The sequence below is a fragment of the Avibacterium volantium genome (genome assembly GCF_900635775.1).
GTDB classification, from domain to species: Bacteria; Pseudomonadota; Gammaproteobacteria; order Enterobacterales; family Pasteurellaceae; genus Avibacterium; species Avibacterium volantium.
In genome coordinates, this window is record NZ_LR134167.1 from 1,130,745 (window position 1) to 1,153,074 (window position 22,330).

At 42.0% G+C, this 22,330-nt stretch carries 18 protein-coding genes, 2 tRNA genes and 1 pseudogene; 13 read left to right on the forward strand and 8 right to left on the reverse strand.

Annotated features, from left to right (window positions below; translation table 11 throughout):
* Positions 1–7: 7 nt before the first annotated feature.
* The 10 genes and pseudogenes from menE to ELZ61_RS05580 form a co-directional block, all read left to right on the forward strand.
* Positions 8–1,423 carry an o-succinylbenzoate--CoA ligase gene (menE, locus tag ELZ61_RS05535; RefSeq protein ID WP_126372043.1) on the forward strand — a complete coding sequence of 472 codons (1,416 nt, stop codon included), beginning with the start codon at positions 8–10 and terminating at the stop codon, positions 1,421–1,423.
* Position 1,424: 1 nt separating this feature from the next.
* A complete protein-coding gene (mscK, locus tag ELZ61_RS05540) occupies positions 1,425–4,736 on the forward strand; it encodes a mechanosensitive channel MscK (protein WP_126372045.1) in 3,312 nt (1,103 codons plus the stop codon).
* Positions 4,737–4,756: 20 nt separating this feature from the next.
* Positions 4,757–5,839 (forward strand): chorismate synthase, encoded by a 1,083-nt coding sequence (gene aroC / locus ELZ61_RS05545; protein ID WP_126372047.1) that lies wholly within the window; start codon positions 4,757–4,759, stop codon positions 5,837–5,839.
* An 8-nt stretch (positions 5,840–5,847) separates the two neighbouring features.
* Positions 5,848–6,693: a penicillin-insensitive murein endopeptidase gene (gene mepA, locus ELZ61_RS05550; RefSeq protein WP_126373606.1), complete on the forward strand. Its 846-nt coding sequence runs from the start codon at positions 5,848–5,850 to the stop codon at positions 6,691–6,693.
* Positions 6,694–6,746: 53 nt separating this feature from the next.
* Positions 6,747–7,511, forward strand: a complete 765-nt coding sequence (locus ELZ61_RS05555) for a TSUP family transporter (protein ID WP_126372049.1) — start codon at positions 6,747–6,749, stop codon at positions 7,509–7,511.
* 10 nt (positions 7,512–7,521) lie between these two features.
* The gene (gene lpxM / locus ELZ61_RS05560) at positions 7,522–8,478 is read left to right on the forward strand and encodes a lauroyl-Kdo(2)-lipid IV(A) myristoyltransferase (RefSeq protein WP_126372051.1); all 957 of its coding nucleotides are present in this window, start codon (positions 7,522–7,524) and stop codon (positions 8,476–8,478) included.
* An 81-nt stretch (positions 8,479–8,559) separates the two neighbouring features.
* Positions 8,560–9,102, forward strand: coding sequence for an adenine phosphoribosyltransferase (apt, locus tag ELZ61_RS05565; protein ID WP_126372053.1), 543 nt, complete (start codon positions 8,560–8,562; stop codon positions 9,100–9,102).
* Positions 9,103–9,123: 21 nt separating this feature from the next.
* Positions 9,124–11,307 (forward strand): DNA polymerase III subunit gamma/tau, encoded by a 2,184-nt coding sequence (gene dnaX / locus ELZ61_RS05570; RefSeq protein WP_126372055.1) that lies wholly within the window; start codon positions 9,124–9,126, stop codon positions 11,305–11,307.
* Between the two features lie 271 nt (positions 11,308–11,578).
* The gene (locus tag ELZ61_RS05575) at positions 11,579–13,066 is read left to right on the forward strand and encodes a carbon starvation CstA family protein (RefSeq protein ID WP_126372057.1); all 1,488 of its coding nucleotides are present in this window, start codon (positions 11,579–11,581) and stop codon (positions 13,064–13,066) included.
* A gap of 91 nt (positions 13,067–13,157) precedes the next feature.
* Positions 13,158–13,322: pseudogene (locus tag ELZ61_RS05580) on the forward strand (gfo/Idh/MocA family oxidoreductase); the annotation flags it as partial.
* Between the two features lie 67 nt (positions 13,323–13,389).
* On the opposite strand, the gene ELZ61_RS05585 reads toward ELZ61_RS05580, so the two are convergent.
* From ELZ61_RS05585 to ELZ61_RS05600, 4 genes are read right to left on the reverse strand one after another with little or no spacing between them, the layout of a single operon-like run.
* Complete coding sequence (locus ELZ61_RS05585; protein WP_126372065.1) at positions 13,390–14,304, reverse strand: siderophore ABC transporter substrate-binding protein; 915 nt, start codon at positions 14,302–14,304, stop codon at positions 13,390–13,392.
* Between the two features lie 14 nt (positions 14,305–14,318).
* Positions 14,319–15,092 carry an iron ABC transporter ATP-binding protein gene (locus ELZ61_RS05590; protein ID WP_126372066.1) on the reverse strand — a complete coding sequence of 258 codons (774 nt, stop codon included), beginning with the start codon at positions 15,090–15,092 and terminating at the stop codon, positions 14,319–14,321.
* A complete protein-coding gene (locus ELZ61_RS05595) occupies positions 15,083–16,051 on the reverse strand; it encodes an iron chelate uptake ABC transporter family permease subunit (RefSeq protein WP_126372068.1) in 969 nt (322 codons plus the stop codon). The genes ELZ61_RS05590 and ELZ61_RS05595 overlap by 10 nt, the downstream gene beginning before the upstream one ends.
* The gene (locus tag ELZ61_RS05600) at positions 16,044–17,000 is read right to left on the reverse strand and encodes an ABC transporter permease (RefSeq protein WP_126372070.1); all 957 of its coding nucleotides are present in this window, start codon (positions 16,998–17,000) and stop codon (positions 16,044–16,046) included. The genes ELZ61_RS05595 and ELZ61_RS05600 overlap by 8 nt, the downstream gene beginning before the upstream one ends.
* A 196-nt stretch (positions 17,001–17,196) precedes the next feature.
* Here ELZ61_RS05600 and ELZ61_RS05605 point away from each other — a divergent pair, with 196 nt between their 5' ends.
* Positions 17,197–18,336, forward strand: coding sequence for an NADH-dependent flavin oxidoreductase (locus ELZ61_RS05605; protein WP_126372072.1), 1,140 nt, complete (start codon positions 17,197–17,199; stop codon positions 18,334–18,336).
* 201 nt (positions 18,337–18,537) lie between these two features.
* Here ELZ61_RS05605 and ELZ61_RS05610 read toward each other — a convergent pair.
* From ELZ61_RS05610 to ELZ61_RS05620, 3 genes are all read right to left on the reverse strand, one after another.
* Positions 18,538–18,623 (reverse strand) — tRNA-Leu (locus ELZ61_RS05610).
* A gap of 15 nt (positions 18,624–18,638) precedes the next feature.
* Positions 18,639–18,977: a preprotein translocase subunit SecG gene (secG, locus tag ELZ61_RS05615; protein WP_126372074.1), complete on the reverse strand. Its 339-nt coding sequence runs from the start codon at positions 18,975–18,977 to the stop codon at positions 18,639–18,641.
* A 133-nt stretch (positions 18,978–19,110) separates the two neighbouring features.
* Positions 19,111–21,039, reverse strand: a complete 1,929-nt coding sequence (locus ELZ61_RS05620; protein WP_126372076.1) for a DNA topoisomerase III — start codon at positions 21,037–21,039, stop codon at positions 19,111–19,113.
* 118 nt (positions 21,040–21,157) lie between these two features.
* On the opposite strand from ELZ61_RS05620, the gene ELZ61_RS05625 reads away from it, so the two are divergent.
* On the forward strand, positions 21,158–21,487 hold the full coding sequence (locus tag ELZ61_RS05625; RefSeq protein ID WP_103853095.1) for a YbaB/EbfC family nucleoid-associated protein: 330 nt from the start codon (positions 21,158–21,160) through the stop codon (positions 21,485–21,487).
* Positions 21,488–21,570: 83 nt separating this feature from the next.
* Positions 21,571–22,176 carry a recombination mediator RecR gene (gene recR / locus ELZ61_RS05630; RefSeq protein ID WP_103854961.1) on the forward strand — a complete coding sequence of 202 codons (606 nt, stop codon included), beginning with the start codon at positions 21,571–21,573 and terminating at the stop codon, positions 22,174–22,176.
* Between the two features lie 39 nt (positions 22,177–22,215).
* Here the strand turns inward: recR and ELZ61_RS05635 are convergent.
* Positions 22,216–22,292, reverse strand: a tRNA-Val gene (locus ELZ61_RS05635).
* Positions 22,293–22,330: the final 38 nt, after the last annotated feature.

The following is a 22,330-nucleotide window of genomic DNA, read 5'->3' on the forward strand; positions in this document are numbered from 1 at the left end:
CATTACAATGACATATCTTTGGCAACATTATGCCGCTCAGCCTGATTATCAACACAAAGTAGCCTTGCGTAATGAGCAAGGCGAACTTTTTTCTTGGCAACAACTTAGCGAAAAAATTAATGCCGTGGCTTATGCGTTTTCTCTGCAAGGAGTAAAGGCTGGCAATGGCATTGCGTTGTGCGGAAAAAATAATTTCGCCTTATTGCTTGCCTATTTAGCAGGCATTCAGCTTGGCGCAAGAGTGTTAGGGATGAATCCTGCCTTTCCAGAAGAAAAGATCACGCAATTATGTGAAAACGCAGCTGTGCCGTTTTATTACGATTCTAAGGGCGAAAAAACGTTGCAAAATTGCACCGCACTTTTGATTTCATCGGATTTGCCACATTCTTCCGCATTAAAAGAACAGGCAATGGCGGATTACGATCCCAACCGCCTAGCTACAATGACGCTCACATCAGGTTCAACGGGCAACCCCAAAGCGGTGGTGCATACTGTACAAGGGCATTTGGATAATGCGCAAGGTGTGTGCGAGTTAATGGCGTTTGGGGCTGAAAATGCGTGGTTGCTTTCTTTGCCCTTATATCACGTTTCAGGCCAAGGCATTGTGTGGCGCTGGCTGTACTCAGGAGCAAGGCTGCATTTACCAAATGAAGACTTTTATACGGAAGCGGCTAGCGTTTCTCATCTTTCCCTTGTGCCAACCCAATTGCAACGGTTTATCGCTTATTTACAACAACGCCCTGAACAAACTATTCAAACGAAACATATTTTATTGGGCGGTAGTCATATTCCCCTTGCCTTAACACAACAGGCCGCGCAATATCATTTGACTTGTTATTCAGGCTATGGAATGACGGAAATGGCGTCCACGGTTTGCGCGAAAAAAAGCGATCAATATAATGGCGTGGGCTTGCCACTTAAAGGACGAGATCTTGAACTGATTAATGGTGAAATTTGTTTGCGTGGCGCAGGCTTGGGGCTAGGCTATTGGCAACAGGGCGAAATATTACCCTTAGTGCAACAAGACGGCTGGCTTCATACCAAAGATCTGGGTGAATGGCAAAATGGCGAGTTACGCGTTTTAGGGCGTTTAGACAATATGTTTATTTCAGGCGGTGAGAACATTCAGCCTGAAGAGATTGAACGGATAATCTTGCATTATCCTGAAATAAAACAAGTAGTTATCCTGCCAGTGGAGGACAGCGAATTTGGTCATCGTCCCGTAGCAATGGTTGAGTTTACCAATGGATTTAGTCAAAGTGCGGTGGAAAATTTACGCATTTGGCTTGCCACAAGATTAGAAAAATTTAAGCAACCCCTACACTATTTTCCGCTAGATGTGGCACAATGCCAGCAGCAGGGAACAATTAAAATTTCACGCAATGCGTTAAAAATGGCGTTAAAAGAATTACTAGGAAAATAAAATGAAACTGATTGAGCGTATTTTTACGATCTTTTTTCTGTCCTTGATTTGGGCTTCTGCAAGTTGGGCGGCGTTACCAAAAGAAGCGGATATTCAAACACAGCTTGCTGCAGCGAAAGAGGCAGATCAAAGTGATGTGAATAATAAAATCTTGGTACAAAACCTAGAAGAAACGCTTACTTTGCTTGGAAATATTGAAAAGCAAAAAGCCGATAACGCTTCATTAAGTAAGTCGGTAGATAACGCCCCGAAACAGGTTGCAGATTTACAAGTTGCGGTGGATAAATTAAAAAATACCGCTCCTGTTACGTTACAAGATTTCGAGAAATTATCACTTACCGATTTACAAACGCAATCTATTGCCACGCAACAAAATTTGCAACAAATCCAGACGGATTTGCTAGCAATTAATGCGCAGTTAGTTAGCCAAAGAGCAGCTCCAGAGCGTGCGCAGTCTGCCTTGAGTACAAATTTAATCCGTTCGCAAGAAATTGATAAATTGCTATTTGGCATTACAGCGGCAGATTCGGTTGAAAAAACGAAATTGGAAACCGAACTGGTCTTGATCGGTTTACAAAACACCTATAACCAAATGTTGTTGCAGGGCAACAATGATCTTACCTCACTTTATACAATCCAATTAGAGCAAAAAAATTTAATGCAACAACAGTTGCAAACTAAGCTTTCTATGTTGCAAGAGGTGATTAATGAAAAGAATTTGCAAGAAACTCGCCAACAAGCGGAGCAGTTAAAGCAATCGCAAACGAATGTACAAGATAGCAATCCCATTATTGTTGAACAGCAAAACCAAAATGTGCGAATTAGCCAAGATTTGGTGAAACAAACTGCTCAGCTAAATGCGCTATCACAAGATAGTTTGCGAATAAAGAGCGTGCTGGATAATTTGCAACAAACAGAACGGAACATTAATGAACAAATTAGTGCGTTGCAAGGCACATTGGTGCTTTCGCGCATTATTAATAAGCAAAAACAACTGTTGCCACAGGATCAAATGATCCGCGGTTTGCCAAAACAAATCACCGATTTACGTGTGCAGATTTTTGATTTAACAGAGTTGCGGGATAATTTATACGATACCCAAAGCTATATTGCCAATTTAGAAAAAAGCACGAATACCCATTTAACTGACGCTGAAAAAAGCCAGCTTACGACAATTTTGCAAGAGCGGCGTAAATTATTATCAGATTCTATTACGAATTTGAATAATCAGCTAAATTTAGCCATTAATATTGAATTAAATCAGCAACAGGTTACCGCAATTAGTGATGCCTTGCAGGGTAAATTACAACAGCAAAGTTTCTGGGTGAGAAGTAATCCGCCGTTGGATATGGATTGGTTTACCAATTTCTTGCCAAAAGTGAAATATCAGTTGCAAGATATTAAGCGTTTAATCAATTTTTCTAACTGGAAAGACAACTTGCTGCCAACCGCAGTGTTAGTCATTTTGTTAATGATTTTCACCGCACTTATTCAATGGCGAAAAGAGAAAATCACTCAACGTTTGGCTTATATCAATAGTAAGATCAACACCTTAAAAGGTGAGCGACAACGTTATACACCAGAAGCGATTTTTTGGACGCTAATTTTATGCTTGCGTTCTACCTTCATTTTCTTGTCAGTCTTAATTTTGATTGCTTCGATCTGTTTTGAGAACCCAGAACCATTTTGGGGGTGGTCTTTCAGAATGGCGGGGTATTGGCTATTTTTTGCTTTTATCTTGGCAATGTTACGCCCAAATGGATTAGCCTATCGCCACTTTAATATGCCGCAATCTAATGTGCAGCTGTTTTATTCTGTTTCTAAACGTTCCGTTTGGATTTATGCGTTATGGTTGAATGCTTCTATTTTTACGAATTTAGATGCAGGAATTACCAATGATGTTATTGGTGAAGTGCTAACCATCTCAATTTTAGTGATTTCTCTTTTCATCGTAGGGCCACGTTTACGCTATGCGGTAAGCATTTATCAGAAAACCCAAGAACAAGCGGGAGAGCGGAGCTATTTATTCAAGTTTTCACGCATTGTATTAGTGATCGCACCGATCGCATTAATCGTGTTGATCGTAATGGGTTACTATTACACCGCACTGAATTTGATGGAACATTTAATGTCTTCTTATTTTGTGTTAGTGATCTGGATGATTGCACGCGATGTGGTGTATCGTGGCTTTACCGTATCGGCAAGACGCCTTGCTTATCGCCGTTTACAAGAAAAAATTCAGGCGCAACAAGCACAAAAAGAAGAAAATAATAATGATCTTAATTCAGATTATTCCCGCGAAGAAAGCTTAGCCATTTCGCAAGTGAAAAGCCAAGTTAAAAGCGTGGTGGATCTCTTATTATGGCTGGCATTATTTGGCTTATTTTATTGGGTGTGGTCTGATCTCATCACCGTTGCCTATTATTTAGAAGGGGTAACCTTGTGGCAACAACAGGTGGTAACAGAAACTGGCACGGTGAGCGAATCCATCACCTTGCTAAATTTATTATTTGCTTTGATTATTATCATCGGCACTTATGCGTTAGTGAAAAATATTGGCGGCTTGCTTGAAGTTTTAGTGTTTTCGCGAATGAGTTTTTCTCAAGGCACGCCTTATACGATCACCACCTTGCTGACCTATTTTATTATTGCTATCGGCGGTGGCGCGGCGTTTTCCGTGTTAGGAATGTCGTGGTCAAAATTGCAATGGTTATTTGCCGCACTTTCGGTAGGTTTAGGTTTCGGTTTACAAGAAATCTTCGCCAACTTTATTTCGGGTATTATCATCTTATTTGAACGTCCTGTGCGGATTGGCGATGTGGTTACTATTGGGGAATATTCAGGCACGGTATCGAAAATCCGTATTCGTTCTACCACCCTGATCGATTTTGATAAAAAAGAAGTGATCGTGCCAAATAAAGCTTTCGTAACAGAACGCTTGATCAACTGGGCATTGACTGATTCAATGACGCGCGTGGTGTTAAGCGTAGGTGTGGCTTATGGCTCAGATTTAGAATTAGTAAAACGTTTATTATTGCAAGCCGCTGATGAATGTGAATATGTTTTGAAAGATCCAGAGCCTGTGGCATACTTCTTGACCTTTGGAGCAAGTACCTTGGATCACGAACTGCGTGTTTATGTGGGTAACCTAAATGAACGCACCCGAACCATCGATTATGTTAATCGCCGTATTGATGAGCTATTTGCCGCGCATAATGTGGAAATTGCCTTCAATCAGCTTGATGTGTTCATTAAAAATCCAACCACATCGCAAGAAATAAAAATCGTGTCAGAAAATTTAGCGAAATCATAAGGAATAAATAAGGAAAAATAATGGCAGGAAACAGTATTGGACAACTTTTTCGCGTAACCACCTTTGGTGAATCCCACGGCGTTGCCTTGGGTTGTATTGTGGACGGCGTACCACCGGGGCTTGAGCTATCCGAACAAGATATTCAGCCAGATTTGGATCGCCGTAAACCTGGTACATCACGTTATACCACGCCAAGACGTGAAGATGACGAAGTGCAAATTCTCTCAGGGGTATTTGAAGGGAAAACCACAGGCACGAGCATTGGAATGATCATCAAAAATGCCGATCAACGCTCGCAAGATTATGGTGAAATCAAAGATCGTTTCCGCCCCGGTCACGCCGATTATACTTACCAACAAAAATACGGCTTGCGTGATTATCGTGGTGGTGGACGTTCTTCCGCTCGCGAAACAGCAATGCGCGTGGCCGCTGGAGCAATCGCGAAAAAATATCTGCGTGAACATTTTGGCATCGAAGTGCGCGGTTATCTTTCACAAATTGGCTCCGTGAAAATTGATCCAAAAACGGTGGAAGACATTGCCCAAATTGACTGGCAGCAAGTAAATAGCAACCCATTTTTCTGCCCCGATCCAAGTGCGGTGGAAAAATTTGATGAATTAATCCGCGAGTTAAAAAAAGAAGGCAATTCCATCGGCGCTAAATTAACCGTAGTGGCAGAAAATGTGCCAGTAGGCTTAGGTGAACCCGTTTTCGATCGCCTTGATGCGGATCTCGCTCACGCCTTAATGGGGATCAATGCGGTGAAAGCGGTGGAAATTGGTGATGGCTTCGCGGTAGTGGAGCAAAAAGGCACACAGCATCGTGATGAAATGACCCCTGAAGGTTTTTGTTCTAACCACGCAGGCGGGATTTTGGGCGGGATTAGCTCAGGGCAACCGATTATCGCCATCATTGCATTAAAGCCCACCTCAAGCATTACCATTGCAGGGCGTTCGGTCAATCTTAACAATGAACCCGTGGAAGTGATCACCAAAGGTCGCCACGATCCTTGTGTTGGCATTCGCGCCGTGCCAATCGCGGAAGCAATGACGGCGATTGTGCTGTTAGATCATTTATTACGTTTTAAGGCTCAATGTAAATGAAACACGCAATGAAATTATTAAGTGCGGTGCTTTTTTGTGGCATTTTTTCTGCAACTACCGCATTGGCTAGCCCTGAATATTGGCAAAAAGTGAAACGCCCTATTACGGGCGAGCCAACACCTGTTGGATCATACAGCAATGGCTGTATTATCGGCGCGCAACCTTTGCCTTTTAATGGCGAAGGTTACCAAGTGATCCGCACTAGCAAAAATCGCTATTACGGACACCCAGATATGATTGCCTATTTGCAACGCTTAGGCAAAAAAGCCAAATCCGCTGGCATTCCAACAATGCTTATCGGCGATATTGCAATGCCGGGGGGCGGGCGCTTTTTAACGGGACACGCCAGCCACCAAATGGGCTTGGACGCAGATATTTGGCTACGTTTAGGGCGTTTATCCGATAAAGATGCACAAAATCCAGCGGGAATGGGCTTGTTAGTGGTGGATCGCAAAGCGCAACGTGTTGATGATTCCGTATGGAATGAAAATCACGCCAATTTAATTCGTTTAGCGGCGCAAGATAAGCAAGTGGCGCGTATTTTCGTTAATCCAGCGATTAAATTGAAATTATGCCAAACGGTGCGTGGTGATCGCAGTTGGTTGCAGAAAATTCGTCCGTGGTTTGGACACGATTCCCATTTTCACGTTCGCTTAACTTGCCCGAAAGGCGCGACTTACTGCGAAAATCAAGCGCCCGTCCCTGCAGGCGAAGGCTGTGGCGAGGAGCTATATTCTTGGTTTAAACCAGCGAAACCTTCAACAGGAACAAGCAAACCCAAAGCGCGTCCACCTGAGCCATTTTTATGCCAGCAAGTAAGCCACGCGCCAAATCAAAGCGAATGGTTGGAATAAGCCTTAGAATAACAATTAGGGTAGCAGCATAAGAGCGAAAATAGGAGTGAAAAATGGAAATCAGCCTAAATCTTATTGCGTTATTATTTTTAGTGGCATTTATTGCTGGATTTATTGACGCAATTGCCGGCGGCGGCGGTTTAATCACTATTCCTGCCTTATTGATGACAGGCGTTCCCCCTGCAATGGCATTAGGCACGAACAAACTGCAGGCCTGTGGCGGCTCATTTTCCGCGAGCTTTTATTTTTTACGCAAAAGAGCGGTGGATTTAAAAGAAATTTGGCTGCTTGTGCTAATGACCTTTATCGGCGCAGTGCTTGGCACGATCCTTATTCAGTTAGTGGATAGTGCGTTGATTAAAAAAGTCATTCCATTTTTAGTGCTAGCCATTGGTTTGTATTTTTTATTCACCCCAAATTTAGGCGATGAAGATCGGCACAAACGCATTTCTTACGCCACTTTTGCCTTTAGCGCAGGATTTGGCATTGGCTTTTATGATGGTTTCTTCGGGCCGGGAACAGGCTCATTACTAAGTTTAGCTTTTGTTACGTTGCTTGGTTTTAATCTTGCGAAAGCCACAGCTCACGCCAAAGTGTTAAATTTCACGTCAAATATTGCCGCACTTTTACTCTTTCTTATTGGCGGACAAATTTGGTGGGAAGCAGGGCTGGTAATGATGTTAGGACAAATTGTCGGCGCAAATTTAGGCGCGAAAATGGTGCTAAGCAAAGGCAAGCAGTTAATTCGCCCGATGGTGGTGATAATGTCTTTTATTATGACTGCCAAAATGGCTTATGATCAAGGCTGGTTCGGTTAGTTGAGGTTTTATGACACAACAAAATGATGATGTACGCTTAACCGCTCGCGTGGGCTATGAACCCAAATGGCAATGGGCGTTTTTATTGCCAAAATATTGGGGCGTTTGGCTTGGTATTTTTGCCTTGGTACTATTCGCCTTTGTGCCTTTTCGCTTAAGGGATAAGATCGCTGCGAAAATTGGCTTGCTTGTTGGACAAAAAGCAAAAAAACAACGTCATCGCGCAAGGGTAAATTTGCAATATTGTTTCCCTGATTGGACAGAGCAGCAGCGTGAAAAAGTAATCGATGAAATGTTTATCACCGTCAGCCAAGTGATGCTGGGCATTGGTGAAATTGCGTTACGTTCAAAAAAACATCTACAACAACGCAGCGAATTTATCGGTCTGGAATATATTCAGCAAGCCAAAGCGGCAGGGCATAACATTATTTTAATGGTGCCGCACGGCTGGGCAATTGATGCCTCGGGGATCATTTTGCATACTTACGGAATGCCAATGACATCAATGTATAATCCCCACCGTAACCCATTGGTCGATTGGCTGTGGACGATGACACGCCAGCGTTTTGGCGGCAAAATGCACGCTCGACAAAATGGCATAAAACCTTTTCTTAATGCAGTAAAAAAAGGCGAAATGGGGTATTATTTGCCTGATGAAGATTATGGCGAAGAATTAAGTGAATATGCGGATTTTTTTGCCACTTATAAAGCCACCTTGCCGGGCTTGAATAAAATGGCAAAATTGGCAAAAGCCGTGGTGATCCCCATGTTTCCGCGCTATAACGCAGAGCGTGGTAAATATGAAATGGAAATTCACCCACCAATGCCAATTAGCGAAGAGCCTGCACAAATGGCACGGGAAATGAACAAAGAAATTGAGCAATTTGTTACCCCAACGCCAGAGCAGTATGTGTGGATTTTGCGTTTATTAAAAACCCGAAAAGATGGTGCGGATATTTATCGTTAAATTTAATAATCTGTGGTAATATGCGTGCCGCTCTTTTTTATGCAAAACGGTCGAAAATTTGACCGCACTTTAGGTAATAAAATGAACAAACAATTAGAACTGATTAAATCATCGATCAAATCCATTCCAAACTACCCGAAAGAAGGCATTATCTTTCGTGATATTACAAGCCTTGTGGAAACCCCAGCGGCGTTCAAGGCGACCATTGATTTAATCGTGGCACAATACAAAGACAAAGGCATCACCAAAGTTATCGGCACAGAAAGCCGTGGCTTTATTTTTGGTGCGCCAGTGGCATTAGCCTTAGATATTCCTTTTGTATTAGTGCGTAAACCGGGGAAATTGCCGCGTGAAACCATTGCGCAATCCTATCAGTTAGAATATGGGCAAGACACCTTAGAAATTCACACAGATTCTATTCAATCAGGCGATAACGTATTGATTATTGACGATTTATTGGCTACAGGTGGCACAGTTGAAGCCACTGTGAAGTTGGTTGAACGTCTTGGTGGTGAAGTGAAAAATGCCGCGTTCGTGATTAATTTGCCAGAACTTGGCGGCAAACAACGCTTACGCAATTTAGGGGTAACCCCGTTCTCATTAGTGAATTTTGAAGGCCACTAATTTATCCTAAGCGAGCAAGGAATGAGTTATCAAGTTTTAGCAAGAAAATGGCGACCGCAAAAGTTCTCCGATGTGGTAGGGCAGAAACCTGTTCTTACCGCGCTTGCTAACGGATTAAATGAAAATCGACTGCACCACGCCTATCTTTTTTCCGGTACGCGTGGCGTGGGGAAAACTTCTATTGCTCGTTTATTTGCGAAAGGGCTAAACTGTGTTGAAGGCGTAACGGCCAATCCTTGTGGCGTTTGCGAACATTGTAAAGCCATTGAAGAAGGGCGCTTTATCGATCTCATTGAAATTGACGCTGCTTCACGCACCAAGGTGGAGGATACCCGTGAATTACTCGACAATGTGCAATACAAACCCGTGCAAGGGCGTTACAAAGTCTATTTGATTGACGAAGTGCATATGCTCTCTCGCCATTCTTTCAATGCCTTGCTGAAAACCCTTGAAGAACCGCCTGAATATGTAAAATTCCTGCTGGCAACCACTGATCCACAGAAATTGCCGATTACCATTTTATCTCGCTGTATTCAATTTCATCTGAAAGCACTCGATCAGCAACAAATCGCCGATCATTTGTCCTTTATTCTGCAGCAAGAAAAGATCCCCTTTGAACCCCTTGCCATTGAAAAATTAGCTAAAGCCGCACAAGGCAGTATCCGTGATAGCTTAAGTTTAACCGATCAAGCCATTGCAATGAGCAACGGCAATATTACCCTTGATGCGGTAAATACAATGCTCGGCTTGCTTGATGACAGCCAGCCTATTGATATTTTGTACGCGTTACAGCAGGGCAATGGTGAAGCCTTAATGAAAGCCATTCAAGCGGTGGCGGAAAAAGGCAGCGATTGGAATGAACTGCTAAAAGCGGTGGCCGAAAATCTGCATAAAATTGCAATGTGTCAATTATTACCACAAGCGCAAATTAGTGATGAAAGCCATATCGGCTTTTTGGCGAAACATCTTCCACCAGAAGATGTGCAATTTTTCTATCAGATTATTTTAAACGGACAAAAAGAGCTTGCCTTCGCACCAAATCAGCGAATGGGTGTGGAAATGATTTTATTGCGTGCTTTAGCTTTCCACCCTAAATTAATCCAAGCAGCTCCTGCTATGCAGCCAGTGGAACAAGTGAATGAGCGCAATCATACTGCGCAAAGTGCGGTGCAGAATTCGGCAAAATTAGTGGAGATGCCTGTTGTATCACAACAGATCAAAGCAAATTCACCTTCGCAGCCCCAAACAACGCCCTCTGCTAGACAGCCAGTTCGTTCCACACAAAGCCATTCATCTTCGCCAGTAAGCGATTCTACTTTTGACGTGCTTGATGCGCTAGATCAGCTTTCTAAGCCTACAGCGAGCGAAAAAAAAAACACTAACGCCAATAACGCAAAGTTAGTTTCAGAGTCAGCGGTTTCCCATTCGCAAGAGATCAGCTTGCCTGTGGTAGAGCGCAAATTTACTCAGCAAAAGAATACGGCACGAGCTACTCATCAGGTTTCTCAGCCGTCTGTTTCTCAATCCTCTATTTCTCAGCCGTCTGTTTCTCAATCACCTATTTCTCAGCCGCCATCTCAATCAGCGGCAACGATTCCGCCAATGAGTGAGCCTGTGGGTGAAAGTGCGGTGCAAAATTCGTCAGATTTTTCTGCTGATCTTGATCAGGAAGAAGATCTCAATTTGCCCGAAAACTACCGCTGGAATTGGAGTAATCCAGCAATGGCACAAGAGCAGGATACCGCCAGCCCGTCAGAAATCCGCAAAGCCATTTTGGAAAACACCACACCAGAATTAAAAGAAAAAGTGCTCACAATGGCAAAAGAACAGGACAAATGGACGGAAATTATTGAGCAACTAGATATTTCGGGCTTGGCAAAGCAAATGGCAATGAATTGCGTGATTTTAAGCCAAGATGAAAAGCAAATTCGTTTAGGCTTGCGTCAAGATAAATTGCATCTCAACAATGAAAAACTGCGTATTCAATTACAAAATGCCCTCAGCCAATTTTATCAGCAAGATATGGCTGTTTCTGTGGATGTGAATACCGATTTTCAGCAACTCATACCAATGGATTATCGCAAACAAATCTACCAAGAGCTAAGCGATCAAGCACGAGAAAATTTACAAGCAGATGAACGTTTGCAACGCTTTTGTGAAGAATTTGGTGGTGTATTAGAGCTTGATAGTGTTCGACCAGTTTAAGCATTTGAAACGCATTTTATGCCTAAAAATAAAGTGCGGTATAAAATTCTGATATTTTTTATCGTTTAATAAATCATCACCTTATTTTTTATATTTACTCTCCTAAATACTCATAAATAAGTATAAAGATCCAATTCGATGATCTTTTTTCTCAATCCCTGCATAAAAACTGTGCGGAAGATCACATAAACTGCAACAATATATTTACACCAGATTTACTCTTGTTAAACTTGCGCACGAAATTTTATGTTTAATTTTTATGAGGTTCTTTATGTTATGGTTTCTCTCCTGCGTAGCCTTACTTTTGTTGGGCTACTTTTTGTATGGTTCTGTGGTTGAACGTGTTTTTAAGATTAATCCAAACCGTGCAACACCTGCTCACACAATGGCAGACGGCGTGGATTATGTGCCGATGTCTAAAAAGAAAATCTGGCTTATTCAGTTATTAAATATTGCAGGAACAGGCCCGATTTTTGGTCCAATCCTTGGGGCGTTGTACGGACCTGTTGCAATGTTATGGATTGTGTTTGGTTGCATTTTTGCTGGAGCGGTACACGATTATTTCTGCGGAATGTTGAGTGTTCGCAATGGCGGTCAATCTGTGCCTAACCTCGCAGGGAAATATTTAGGCGCACCTGTTAAGCATTTTATGAATGCGCTCGCCCTCGTATTATTAATTCTTGTTGGGGTCGTATTCGTTATTTCACCAGCTAGCTTATTAACCAACCTAACGGTGGATAATGTGGGTGAAATGTTTAACTTAGAGATGAAAAGCACCTTATTAGTTTGGACGGCAATCATCTTTGGTTATTACATCATTGCAACCTTAGTACCTGTGGATAAAATTATTGGTCGTATTTACCCACTGTTCGGGGCGCTATTGCTATTTATGTCTTTCGGAATGTTATTTGCCTTATTGTTTGAAGATAAAGCCTTATTCCACACAGTTGGTGAGATGAGCTTTTCGAAATTCTTTGAAAATATGCATCCAAAAGATTTACCAATTTGGCCGTTAATTTTCGTGACTATTGCCTGTGGTGCGGTTTCTGGTTTCCACGCAACACAATCTCCATTAATGGCGCGTTGCATGGAAAACGAAACAGAAGGTCGTTTTGTTTTCTATGGTGCGATGATTGGTGAAGGCGTGATTGCTTTAATTTGGTGTATGGTAGGCTTAACTTTCTACGATAGCCCAGCATTAATGAATGATGCGATCACAGCTGGTACGCCTTCAAAAGTGGTGTATGATTCAGCAACCCATATGCTTGGCTATTTTGGTGGTATCTTAGCGGTTCTTGGTGTGGTGATCTTACCAATCACCTCTGAGGATACGTCATTCCGTGCTGCACGTTTGATTATTGCTGAATTCTTCAAAATCGATCAACGTAGCTTAGTAAAACGTTTAATGATCGCAATTCCATTATTCGTGTTAGGTTTCATTATTTCTAAACTTGATTTCCAAGTGATCTGGCGTTATTTCGGCTGGGCAAACCAAACTACCGCAATGGTAATGTTATGGACAGCCGCCGCTTATTTATACCGTTATCATAAATTCCACTGGATTTGTACTATTCCAGCAATCTTTATGACAATGGTATCAGCCACTTTCCTTGCTTACGCGAAAATCGGTTTAGGCTTAAGCTACGATGTATCTGTTTGGGTTGGCACGGGTTTAACAGTATTAGCAGTGATTTGTTTCTTTACCTTGCTAAAACCAATTTCCAACGGTGATCCTGATTCTGAAACCGTGAAAAGCTAAAAAATTCACAAAATCCACCCGCACTTGGGAAACCAGTGCGGGTTTTTTATTGCTAATTTTATATAAGTTATATTAATTTCCCTATGGTCTGAAAAGAATGTCATTTTTAAATGACATTATGCACGGTATGAAATCAAGCCCAGAATTTGAGAAATTACTCACAGGAGAAGCAGCGAGAGCGGTGATTGCCACAGCGGATGCTTGTACAAAATCTCGTTATGAAAATCGTAAGGTGGAAGTGCGAGAAGTTATGTAGAGAGATAAATATTTCCCCCTTTTAAGGGGGAAATTTATATAGTGCTGTTTGTTATAAGAAAAATCCCTTATTTTTCCACCGCACTTTTTACTTCATCAATCATAATTCCTATACTTTCCAGCCCGCCGAAAGTTAAGTACCAATTTGCGGCGTTTAAGTAAACAATGTAGTTATTTTTATAGGCTTGGGTTTGCTGGATAATGGCGTTGTCTAACACAGTTTTTGCGTTGTTGGCTTTATCGGTAATGGCTGCGGTGCGATCGACAACCAACAAATAATCTGGATTTTTCTCTAGCACATATTCAAAACCAATGCTCATTCCGTGCGTGGAAGATTTGATGTTTTTATCAATTGGAGTGAAGCCAAATCCACTGTACACAATGCCGTAGCGTGAGTTTTCGCCAAAGGCACTCATACGGCTTTCATTGACTAAAGCGAGTAGGGCGGTTTTGCCTTTGGTTTTCTCGGCAAGAGCTTTCATTTGCTTGTCTAGCTGTGCCAGTTTTTCATCGGCCAATTGTTGTTTATCAAAAATTTGTCCAAAGGCGTGGATATTTTGTTGGAAACTTGGATAGAAATTGGCGTAATCCACTTTCACGAAAAACACGGGGGCAATTTCTTTTAAACGATCCAACACTTTTTCTTGGCGGCCTGTGGCGATGATCAGATCTGGGTGAAGATCATTGATTTTTTCAAAGGCAGGTTCTGGTGGCACGCCAACGCTTGGATAATTTTCTTTGCTAAACTCGCTCAAATAGTCAGGCACTTTTCCTGCGTTGCTAATGCCGACAATGCTGTTTTTCGCCCCTAACGCACGAATGGTATCCACCGCAGAAAAATCAAGCACCACCACACGCTTAGGGTTTTGTGGCACAACTTGTTTGCCCGCGGCGTTTTCTACTGTGATGTCCGCTGCATTGGCGCTGGCAACACCGAGTAAAGCACAAAGGCTAAGGGCAAGGGTTGATAAGGTTTTTTTCATAGCATACTCCTGTATTAAGCTGATTGATGTCGAAAATACACAGCAATTTTATGCTGATTAATTTGTTGAATTGGGATTGGCATATCATAAATGCTGGCTAAAATCGGCTCTTGCATCATTGTGGCAACGTCCCCTTGATGCATCAATTTGCCGTCTTTCATTGCGATAATGTAATCGGAATAGCAAGACGCAAAATTAATATCGTGGATCACAATCACCACGGTTTTATTTAATTCTTTGGTGAGCTTGTGTAGTACCTGCATAATTTGCACGGAATGTTTCATATCCAAATTATTCAGCGGTTCATCAAGCAAAATATAATCCGTATCTTGCGCCAAGGTCATTGCAATATAAGCACGCTGACGCTGCCCACCGCTGAGCTGATTGATATATTGATGACGAAACTCGCCTAAATCCATATATTCAATGGCATTATCAATAAAAGTGCGGTCGTTTTTGGTTAAATTTCCTTGGCTATAAGGAAAACGTCCAAAAGCAACCAATTCTTCCACCGTTAAACGCAAATTAATGTGATTAGATTGTTTTAAAATAGAAAGCTGCTTGGCAATGTCGCTGCTTTTTTGTTGATCTAACGGCACGCCATTTAGGCTCACGGTACCGCTATCGGCGCGCAGTAAACGGCTGATAATGGCAAGCACTGTGCTTTTTCCTGCACCATTTGGGCCAATAAAAGAGGTGATTTTGCCGTGCGGAATGGTTACCGAAAGGTTATCCACTACTTTTTTCGTGCCATAGGTTTTATTAATATTTTTAATTTCTATTGCCATTTTTTATTTGCTCTTAATAACAGATAAAAGAAATACACCCCACCGACAAAATTCACAATGATGCTTAGGGTTGTATTAAAGGTGAAAACTTGGGAAACCAATAATTGCCCGAAAACAAGGGTGATCACCGCAATCAACATTGCCGCGGGGATTAACACCGCGTGGCGATAAGTGCGAATAAATTCAAAGGTCACGTTCATTACCAATAAGCCTAAGAAGGTTAAAGGCCCCACAAGTGCGGTGGAAATTGAAGTCAAAATTGCCACGACAATGAGTAATCGTTTAGTGATCGCCAGATAATCTACGCCTAAATTAATTGCCTGTTCACACCCAAGGGCAAGCACATCAAAATAACGCACATAACGCAGGGTATAAAGAATGGTGGCGAGCAAGCCAGCCAGTGCGATCCATAAAATATCAATATTGATGCGGTTAAAACTGGCAAAGCCAATATCTTGCGCGATCTGAAATTCATTCGGATCGATCAGCACTTCCATAAATGAGGTTAAACTTTGGAAAAATGTACCAAAAATGATCCCCACTAAAAGCAGGAAAAATAGGCTTTGTTGCTCTGTTTTAAACAGAAAATGATATAGCCCCATTGCGAATAAAATCATCAAACTGGTGCAAGCAAAAAATAACACAATGGGGTTCATTGAGGTTAAGGTGTTAGAACCAAAGAGAAAAATAATCAGGGTTTGAATGAGCAAATAAAGGCTATCCAAGCCCAAAATACTTGGCGTTAAAATGCGATTATTCACAATGGTTTGAAAGATCATTGTCGCCAGTGCAATGGCCACGCCTGTCATTACAATGGCAAGCACGGCAAGGGCGCGGTTGTATAAGGCATATTCCCAACGGCTAGGCAAATGATAAAACACATACAGCACCACACTCAGCAAGGCAAAAATACTGAGTAAAATCAATGATTTTTTAGGATTATAGAAACGCTTAGCCATTTTGAATCCTTTGTTTTAACAGCATATAAAGAAAAATGGCACTGCTGAACACACCCACAATGGCGTTAATGGAAATTTCGTAAGGATAAATCAGCGAACGCCCTAAAATATCACAAAAAAGCACAAAAACAGCACCCAGTAGCGCGGTGTGAGAAAGCACTTTTTTCAAATTATCGCCTAAATAAAGGGCAACAATATTAGGGATAATCAGCCCGAGAAAGGGAATCACCCCCACTGAAACAATGATGATCGATGACACTGTTGCCACAATAGCCAAGCCTAAATACAGCACTTGCTGATAGTTCAAACCGAGATTAACGGCAAAATCTTGCCCCATTCCCACAATGGAAAAGCGATTGGCAAACACATAGGCAAGAACAAGCGCTGGCACGCTAAAATATAACATTTCATAACGCCCAGCCATCACTAAAGAAAAATCCCCTTGCAACCAACCAGAGAGATTTTGCAACAGATCTTGTTGGTAGGCGATAAAAGCAGTGATCGAGCTAATAATATTGCCAAACATAATGCCCACCAACGGCACGAAAATGGTATCTTTAAATTTGAGACGAGAGAGTAGCGTCATAAACAACAACGTACCGAGAAAAGAAACCAGAATCGCCACGCTGGTTTTGAGCAACATTGACGCAGAAGGAAACAGCAACATTGCAATCAAAATGCCAAGCCTTGCGCTATCCATCGTGCCTGCGGTTGTCGGCGAAACAAAGCGATTGCGGCTCAACTGCTGCATCACCAAGCCACAAATACTCAAAGATGCCCCCGCAATTAAAATACTCACCAAACGCGGCACACGGCTGATTAAAAAGATCTGCCATTGGGCGGAGTCAAAGGCCAGCAAACCTTGCAAATTAACCGTACTCACACCCAAAAACAGCGAAATACCCGAAAGCAACAATAATAAGATAAACAAATAACGGCGTTTAACCATATTAATAGAATTTACAAATGAGAATAATTAGCATAATTATGCCGAATATTATCACGTCAGGGCTATGCTGAAAAGGAAAATCAAAGTGCGGTGTAAAAATTCTGTATATTTAAAATCTTTCATAGAAAGCACTATTTTTCTTATCATTTGGAGCGTATGATAGGCAAAATTTTATTGATAACTAATGAGGAATAGAATGGAACAGCAATTTTCTTCTTTATTTCAACCCTATCTTTTGAATAATAATGTTGAAATCAAAAATCGTTTAGTGGTAGCCCCTTTAACGCATTTTGCTTCAAATCCCGATGGAACATTAGGAAGCCAAGAAGCTCAATTTTTGCAAGGACGAGCAGAAAATATGGGAATGTTCATTACTGCGGCGACGTTGGTTTCCGAAAATGGTAAAGCTTTCCACGGACAGCCAGAAGCCTTAAATGAATGTCATTTGGAAAGTTTATGTAAAACGGCTGATATTATTAAACAACAGGGAGCAAAAGCCATTTTACAAATTCACCACGGAGGAAATTTAGCGTTATCTGAATTGTTGAATGGAAAAGATAAAGTTGCCCCTTCGGCAGATCCTGAAACTGGAGCAAGAGCTTTAAATGAAGAAGAAATTTTGCAAATCATTCAAGATTTTGCTCGTGCCACAGATCTTGCCATTCGAGCTGGATTTGATGGAGTAGAAATTCACGGAGCAAATGGTTATTTAATTCAGCAATTTTTCTCTGCGCAAAGTAATCAACGTACAGATGAATGGGGCGGCAATTTAGCAAACCGCCTGCGTTTTCCTCTTGCGGTGATTGATGCCGTAAATGCTGTGCGTGAAAAACATCAACGCCCAGAGTTTATTATTGGTTATCGCTTATCACCAGAAGAACCCGGAGAGAATGGTTTAACAATGGCAGATACACTTGAACTTGTTTCTGCTTTAGCTGAGCAGCCGTTGCAATATTTACACCTTTCGTTATGGGATTTTTACAAAAAAGCTCGCCGTGGTGTTGATACTAATGCAGCTCGCCTTGAGCTTATTCATCAGCGTTTAAATGGTCGTTTGCCATTAATCGGGGTAGGGAATTTATTTACCGCTGAACAGATCGTAGCAGCCTTGAATACCGGTTGGGTGGAATTTGTTGGTGTAGGAAAATCCATAATGATTAATCCAAATTTGGCGACTTTAATTGCCCAAGGAAAAACGCAAGAAATTATTACCGCACTTGATCCTGAACAGCCTGATCATTATCGCATACCAGATCATTTATGGTCGTTATGTGTGAAAGGAGGTCCTTGGTTACCACCAGTGAAAGGACAAGATTGGCAGCCTGTCGATATTTAAAGGATAAATTATTTAAAATGCAAATAGCACTCAATAAGTGCTATTTTTATATTTATCAAGTTCGGTGTGATTTTTATTAAAATGTTTGTTTTATCTCAATTAGCTACGATTAGTTGCGATAGGTAAAGCAAGCTAAACCCTTGAAATTACAGGTATTAAAAAAGCCTTTCGAGTGGTTACGAAAGGCTTAGTTAAGTGTTTTGGTGCTCTGAGCGAGACTTGAACTCGCACGTCCTATGGACACTACCCCCTCAAGATAGCGTGTCTACCAATTCCACCATCAGAGCAAAATTCGGTTTAAATTATTGTGGGATATCTGAGTTTTGTTTTTCTTCCGCTTTTGGTTGCTGTTCTTGAATTTTTTCTGCAACTTGTGAAAGATTATCAAATTTGCCTTGTTTAACTTCACCGTGGTGAGAGTTAATATTCGCGATAGCAAGGCTAGTAATAAAGAAGATAATTGCTAAGATTGCCGTTGTACGAGATAAAAAGTTACCCGCACCACTTGAACCAAATACTGTACCTGATGCACCGCCACCAAATGAAGCACCTGCATTCGCCCCTTTACCTTGTTGGATTAAAATAAAACCAATAAGGGCAACAGATACAACTAAGTAGATAATTAACAGTGCTTGATACATTATTTCTTCTCTTGTTATTAGATACCAAAAATTAACGGGCGAATATTAGCGAATATTAAAACGCTGCGCAAGGAATTTTCTAAAAAAAATCATTGATTGTTTTAATTATAAGCAATTTAGCGTTCAACAAAATTTACGATTTTCTCACCGCACTTTTCTTTCTCAGTGCTTTTGCTTTTTGAGTTGTTGCCTGCTGCCGTGATAATGCACTAAGCTGTCGTAACGCATCAAAATTGGTATAACTGAGCATTTCAGGCAGGGATTGCACCAATTCGTGCATAAATTGATGATAACTCAGCGCTTTTTGGCTAATACTGTTGAGCTGTGCTTCCCAGTGGGCGGTCATATCTGGTAGCGTGGCGATGTCAGGCAAGGCTTGAATTAAAATTCGTCCTGTTTCGGTGCTATGAATATGACGCCCTTTTTTATAAACAAAACCACGCTTAAATAGCAGTTCAATAATGCTGGCGCGCGTGGCTTCTGTACCTAAACCATCGGTTTCGCGTAGGATTTTTTTCAACGCTTTATCTTGTACGAAACGCGCGATCCCAGTCATTGCGGAAAGCAGCGTTGCATCTGAAAACGGTTTTGGCGGTTGCGTTTTTTTACTCATAATTTCGCCTTTTTCACAGAATAATTCTTGTCCTTTTTTTACTTCAGGCAGCAAGGGTTCAGCGTTATTTTGTTCATCATTTTCTTTGCCCCAAAGTTCTTTCCAGCCAGCCACTTGTAAATTGCTCGCTGCTGCGGCAAATTTTCCCCCTGAAATATTTAAGGTTATTTTACAGCGGCGGTATTCCGCATCTGCGCAGAATTGGGCGAGATATTGGCGCGCGATAAGCTGATAAATATTGCGTTCCATTTGCGTCAGATTGACAGGCCGATTTTTTGCCGTTGGAATAATTGCGTGGTGTGCTTCCACCTTTTTATCATTCCAGCAACGGTTTCGCTGTTCAGGATTGAGTATAGTCGGTAACGGCTGATAATCAGGCGCGTGAATGGAAATAGCATTCATCACCTTATGGCGTTCAGCGAAATGTTCTTCAGGCAAATAACGGCAATCGGAACGCGGATAAGTAATCAAGCGGTGCGTTTCATATAAGCGCTGGCAAGTATCCAGCACTTCTTGCGCTGAAAGCCCATAGCGTTTTGCCGCATCAATTTGCAAGGCGGAAAGGGAATAAGGCAAGGGCGCGGTTTCTTTTTCACGTTTGTCTTGATAATCTGTTACCGTTGCAGGCTGGCCAGTAATACGCTTCACCACATTTTCCGCTAAGGCGCGGGAAAGCACACGGCCGTCTTCATCTTGATAATCCTCGCACGCTTTACTTGGCTGCCAAAGTGCGGTGAATTTTTGCGGAATTTCTTCCTTAGTTTGTACAAAAGCCTGCACTTCAAAATAATCTTTCGGTTGGAAGTTTTCAATTTCTAAATCACGGCGAACGATTAAGCCCAGCACAGGCGTTTGCACTCTTCCTACCGAAAGCACGCCACGATAGCCCACATTCTGTCCACGCTTGGTATAAGAACGCGTCATATTGATGCCATACAGCCAATCCGCTCTGGCACGCGCCAGCGCAGAGGTGGCAAGGGGGATAAAGTTTTGATTCGATTGTAATTTTTTTACCGCTTTTTGCACCGCACTTGGGTTTAAATCGCTAATTAAGCAGCGTTGAATTTGTGCTTTTTTCTCAGCAGAAAGATTGGCGTAGCTAAACACTTCGTCCACCAATAATTGCCCTTCACGATCTGGGTCGCCGGCATTGATAAGTTGATCGGCTTGATGAATCAGCTTTATTACCGTATCTAGCTGTTTTTTCACTGATTTTTTGGGGATAAGCAGCCATTTTTGCGGCACGATAGGTAAATCTTCCACACGCCAAGTTTTGAATTTGGGATCGTAAGCGTCAGGTTCGGCTTGTTCTAACAGATGACCAACGCACCAAGTAACACAATCATTTTCACCACAGCGAATAAAACCATCGCCGCGCTGATGAGGTTTGGGCAACACATCAGCAATGGCGCGGGCAAGACTAGGTTTCTCGGCTATAAATAATCGCATAGGGGACAACATCAATCATCTAAAACAAAGTTCGGCATTCTAACACAGATTTGATTATTCCCAATTTATTAATTTTTCGTTAGAATGTCGCCACTTATTAACATTGAGGATAAAAATTATGTTTGGAAAAGGTGGCTTAGGCAACTTAATGAAACAAGCCCAGCAAATGCAAGATCGTATGCAAAAAATGCAAGAAGAAATTGCACAGTTGGAAGTAACAGGCGAATCAGGCGCAGGCTTGGTAAAAATTACCGTGAATGGTGCGCATAATTGTCGCCGCATTGAAATCGATCCTTCGCTAATGGAAGACGATAAAGAAATGCTCGAAGATCTTATCGCGGCGGCATTCAATGATGCGGTTCGCCGTGCAGAAGAATTGCAAAAAGAAAAAATGGCATCTGTTACCGCAGGAATGTCATTACCGCCTGGCTTTAAAATGCCATTCTAAATTTTCCCTAATTTTGCACCGCACTTTGTTTCTTATTAAAAATCAAAGTGCGGTGCGTTTTTTGTTTATTTTTAGGCAAAACAATGCAAACAAGCCCATTATTAGAAAATCTTATTGACGCATTACGCTGTTTACCCGGTGTTGGCCCGAAATCTGCACAACGAATGGCCTATCATTTATTGCAACGAGATCGCAGCGGTGGAATGGATCTGGCGCGCGCATTAACTGCCGCAATGTCACAAATTGGTCATTGCGAACAGTGCCGAACCTTTACTGAAGAAGAAGTTTGCACCATTTGCAATAATCCACGCCGTCAAAACACCGGCTTGCTTTGTGTGGTAGAGCAGCCTTCCGACATTCAAGCCATTGAACAAACAGGGCAATTTTCAGGACGTTATTTTGTCTTAATGGGGCATCTTTCCCCGTTAGATGGTATTGGGCCAAAAGAAATTGGGTTAGATTTACTCAATCGGCGCTTGCAAAATGAATCGTTCAGTGAAGTTATCCTAGCAACCAATCCAACCATAGAAGGCGAGGCCACGGCAAACTATATTGCAGAGCTTTGTATGCAACACAATATCAGAGTAACTCGCATTGCACACGGCATTCCTGTAGGCGGTGAGCTTGAAACAGTGGATAGCAACACCCTCGGCCATTCTTTCTCAGGGCGGAGAGAGATTCAGTATTAAATATTGGAAAATTTAGCGTTGGGATAAGAGAGAAAAGAATGGTGCGACTAGCTGGACTCGAACCAGTGACCCCCACCATGTCAAGGTGGTGCTCTAACCAACTGAGCTATAGTCGCACTGAAATTTGCGAGCTATCTTAGCGAGTTTTATTGCG

Coding starts and splice junctions, on each gene's coding strand:
- ELZ61_RS05625 (WP_103853095.1), top strand. CDS start 21,158: ATGTTTGGAAAAGGTGGCTTAGGCAACTTAATGAAACAAGCCCAGCAA.
- ELZ61_RS05600 (WP_126372070.1), bottom strand. CDS start 17,000: ATGGTTAAACGCCGTTATTTGTTTATCTTATTATTGTTGCTTTCGGGT.
- lpxM (WP_126372051.1), top strand. CDS start 7,522: ATGACACAACAAAATGATGATGTACGCTTAACCGCTCGCGTGGGCTAT.
- ELZ61_RS05620 (WP_126372076.1), bottom strand. CDS start 21,039: ATGCGATTATTTATAGCCGAGAAACCTAGTCTTGCCCGCGCCATTGCT.
- ELZ61_RS05605 (WP_126372072.1), top strand. CDS start 17,197: ATGGAACAGCAATTTTCTTCTTTATTTCAACCCTATCTTTTGAATAAT.
- ELZ61_RS05575 (WP_126372057.1), top strand. CDS start 11,579: ATGTTATGGTTTCTCTCCTGCGTAGCCTTACTTTTGTTGGGCTACTTT.
- ELZ61_RS05555 (WP_126372049.1), top strand. CDS start 6,747: ATGGAAATCAGCCTAAATCTTATTGCGTTATTATTTTTAGTGGCATTT.
- ELZ61_RS05590 (WP_126372066.1), bottom strand. CDS start 15,092: ATGGCAATAGAAATTAAAAATATTAATAAAACCTATGGCACGAAAAAA.
- recR (WP_103854961.1), top strand. CDS start 21,571: ATGCAAACAAGCCCATTATTAGAAAATCTTATTGACGCATTACGCTGT.
- apt (WP_126372053.1), top strand. CDS start 8,560: ATGAACAAACAATTAGAACTGATTAAATCATCGATCAAATCCATTCCA.
- mepA (WP_126373606.1), top strand. CDS start 5,848: ATGAAATTATTAAGTGCGGTGCTTTTTTGTGGCATTTTTTCTGCAACT.
- ELZ61_RS05585 (WP_126372065.1), bottom strand. CDS start 14,304: ATGAAAAAAACCTTATCAACCCTTGCCCTTAGCCTTTGTGCTTTACTC.
- mscK (WP_126372045.1), top strand. CDS start 1,425: ATGAAACTGATTGAGCGTATTTTTACGATCTTTTTTCTGTCCTTGATT.
- aroC (WP_126372047.1), top strand. CDS start 4,757: ATGGCAGGAAACAGTATTGGACAACTTTTTCGCGTAACCACCTTTGGT.
- secG (WP_126372074.1), bottom strand. CDS start 18,977: ATGTATCAAGCACTGTTAATTATCTACTTAGTTGTATCTGTTGCCCTT.
- menE (WP_126372043.1), top strand. CDS start 8: ATGACATATCTTTGGCAACATTATGCCGCTCAGCCTGATTATCAACAC.
- dnaX (WP_126372055.1), top strand. CDS start 9,124: ATGAGTTATCAAGTTTTAGCAAGAAAATGGCGACCGCAAAAGTTCTCC.
- ELZ61_RS05595 (WP_126372068.1), bottom strand. CDS start 16,051: ATGGCTAAGCGTTTCTATAATCCTAAAAAATCATTGATTTTACTCAGT.